We start from the raw sequence: 3,147 nt of genomic DNA on the forward strand, positions 1-3,147 counted from the left end.
TTATTAAGCTGACGGATTTAACAGCCCGCCAAATCCGTTATTACGAGCAGCATGAACTAATCGTTCCTGCAAGAACAGCAGGCAATCAGCGGTTATTTTCATTTAATGACGTAGAACGGCTTTTGGAAATTAAATCGTTAATTGAGAAGGGCGTTAATATCGCCGGCATTAAGCAAGTAATGAATCCTGTATCCAAGGAATCTGATGATGCAACAATTGTCAGTGAGCAATCGGAAGTGAAACGCCGTGAGCTATCCGATCAGCAGCTTCACCGACTGCTTAAACAGCAATTGCTGGAGAAGAGACCTGGACAAGCTTCGCTAATTCAAGGACAATTGACTCGTTTCTTAAATAAGCGCTAATTTAACATGATAACTATTGCTTCGCAAACTAAGGAGATGATTCTGTGAGTTACACTAAAGACGATATTAGACGTATAGCACAGGAACAAAATGTTCGATTTATTCGTTTRCAATTTACGGATTTGCTCGGAACAATTAAAAATGTTGAAATTCCTGTAAGCCAGCTTGAAAAAGCGTTGGATAACAAAATGATGTTCGATGGTTCTTCTATCGAAGGTTATGTACGTATTGAAGAATCAGATATGTATCTGTATCCTGATCTTGATACATGGGTTGTATTCCCATGGGTAACACAAGATCGTGTTGCTCGCTTGATCTGTGATATTTACATGCCAGATGGAACGCCATTCGCTGGAGATCCGCGCGGTATTTTGAAACGTGCATTGAAGGAAGCAGAAGATCTAGGATACACAGCAATGAACGTTGGTCCAGAACCGGAATTTTTCTTGTTCAAAACCGATGAGCGCGGCGAACCTACGACTGAGCTTAATGACCAAGGCGGTTACTTCGACTTAGCACCTATGGATATGGGTGAGAACTGTCGCCGTGAAATCGTTTTGACACTTGAAGAAATGGGCTTTGAAATTGAAGCATCCCATCATGAAGTGGCACCAGGCCAGCACGAGATCGACTTTAAATATGCCGATGCGATTAAAGCGGCTGACCAAATTCAAACATTTAAGCTAGTCGTAAAAACAGTTGCTCGCGAGCATGGCTTGCATGCTTCATTTATGCCTAAACCGTTGTTTGGCGTGAATGGTTCGGGTATGCACTGTCACCAATCGTTGTTTAAAGGCGATACGAACGTGTTTTACGATGAGAAGGACAAGCTTGGCCTAAGTGCTGCTGCTCGTCACTACATGGCAGGAATTCTGCTTCATGCGCGTGCAATGGCTGCCATTACGAATCCAACAATTAACTCCTATAAACGTCTTGTGCCTGGTTATGAAGCGCCTTGTTATGTAGCATGGTCTGCAAGCAACCGCTCGCCAATGATCCGTATTCCTGCTTCGCGCGGTCTTAGCACACGTGTAGAAGTACGGAATCCAGATCCAGCTGCCAACCCGTATTTGGCACTTGCTGTAATGCTCAGAGCTGGTCTTGACGGCATTCAAAACAAGCTGCCTTTACCAGCACCAACAGATCGGAACATCTATATCATGACAGAGGAAGAGCGTCAGGATGCAGGCATCCCGAGCTTGCCGCTTGATTTGAAAGAAGCACTGGACGAAATGCTCAGAAGCGACATCATCTGCGATGCGCTGGGTGATCATGCTCTTGCTCATTTCTACGAGCTTAAAGAAATTGAGTGGGATATGTACCGCACACAAGTTCACCAATGGGAACGCGATCAGTATTTAACGCTATACTAAAATTCAAAAACCTCAACGCTGCTGGCGTTGAGGTTTTTTTTGCGTACAGTTATACAGCTGAAATAAAGCCTAATGAAGTGAAGGCACAGGCATATGTTAATCATGTGTCGATAAGTAACCTATATCATCGCTCAGCAACGTCTAAGATGCGCTGAGTTTGGTTTTAAAGATTATTAGAGCCATAATTAAGCAGTGGACTCAAATCGCGCCTAAAGAAAAGTATACAGGTCTAAGAGCTACGGTCTAGTGCTTATATGTCGATGATATATATGCGTTATTAGTAAAATAAACTTTTATAGGATCAGTCAAATACATGGATAATGTGTTTGTGGCTGGTCTTTTTTAGGTTGACTAGAGCCAGTACCACATAGAGTTAGTACTATTCGGGTGGTTATATTGTTGTTATATTCATAACAGTTAATCAACCCAAGCTAATAAACGAAATCGTGACATATATCTTAAACTCAAAAATGACCTAACTATAACCTGGATAATCAAAGATAAATGAGGTGAGCATCATGACAGAAACTAGAATAGATGAAGAAACCAATGGCAGTATTTATGTGTTGCTTACGGACACGGGCACATGGTTTACTCGAATGATCAAATTATTTACTGGTGCACCCTATAATCACGCTTCACTTGCACTGGATATAAATCTGAAGAATATATACAGCTTTGGGCGTAAACGTGCGAACAACCCGCTAATCGCTGGATTTGTCAAAGAAAACGTCTATACTGGAACGTTTCGATATTTCCCTAATACGCGCTGTGTTCTTCTAAAGATTGCTTTATCAGAAAAACAACATGCCGCATTGCTTCAATACATTCGTGAGTTTGAAAAAAATAAAGAAAATTACCGATACAATTTAATCGGATTGTTAGGTGTACTGCTTGAGCTTAATATCGAGCCAACAGATTCATATTTCTGCTCCCAGTTTGTTGCTGAAGCCATGCGGAGCAGTGGTATAAACTTGTGGGAACGACCATCCGCGCAAGTTACACCTCATGATTTTCTTAAACATGAGCAAATGCAAATTGTATATGAAGGATTACTTTATGATTATCCGAAACTTGACCGCAAGAAGCTAATACGAATTTCTAATTTAAGAACAACAGCAGTATTGCTAAGAAAACGTGTAATTTAAAATCTCTCCATCTAAATAACAAAGTAGTGGTTGAAAGGAGCATGAATAGCAAAAAGAAGATCCATCAAATGGATCTTCTTTTGTTAATATGAAGAATGGCTCAAATACGAATTAATATCCGAAGCCAAAGMCGCCGCAACTGCAAGCAATGATCACCAGTAGAATGAATAATACTAAGATGATTCCTAAGCTTGAGAAAGCTCCACCCACGTAACCGGACATGTTTCAATGCACCTCCTTACGAGTTGAATACACAGTATGTTA

3 protein-coding genes are annotated in these 3,147 nt (G+C 41.0%); all 3 read left to right on the forward strand.

The annotated features are described in order from the left end of the window. Positions 1 to 2 precede the first annotated feature (2 nt). A complete protein-coding gene (locus tag AC1DSE_RS33305; RefSeq protein ID WP_477528914.1) occupies positions 3 to 362 on the forward strand; it encodes a MerR family transcriptional regulator in 360 nt (119 codons plus the stop codon). Between the two features lie 44 nt (positions 363 to 406). After that, the gene (glnA, locus tag AC1DSE_RS33310) at positions 407 to 1,735 is read left to right on the forward strand and encodes a type I glutamate--ammonia ligase (RefSeq protein WP_076265805.1); all 1,329 of its coding nucleotides are present in this window, start codon (positions 407 to 409) and stop codon (positions 1,733 to 1,735) included. 518 nt (positions 1,736 to 2,253) lie between these two features. Continuing rightward, positions 2,254 to 2,883: a hypothetical protein gene (locus tag AC1DSE_RS33315; protein ID WP_477511874.1), complete on the forward strand. Its 630-nt coding sequence runs from the start codon at positions 2,254 to 2,256 to the stop codon at positions 2,881 to 2,883. The last annotated feature ends 264 nt before the right edge of the window (positions 2,884 to 3,147 follow it).

The sequence above is a fragment of the Paenibacillus sp. 01L418 genome (assembly GCF_056400045.1).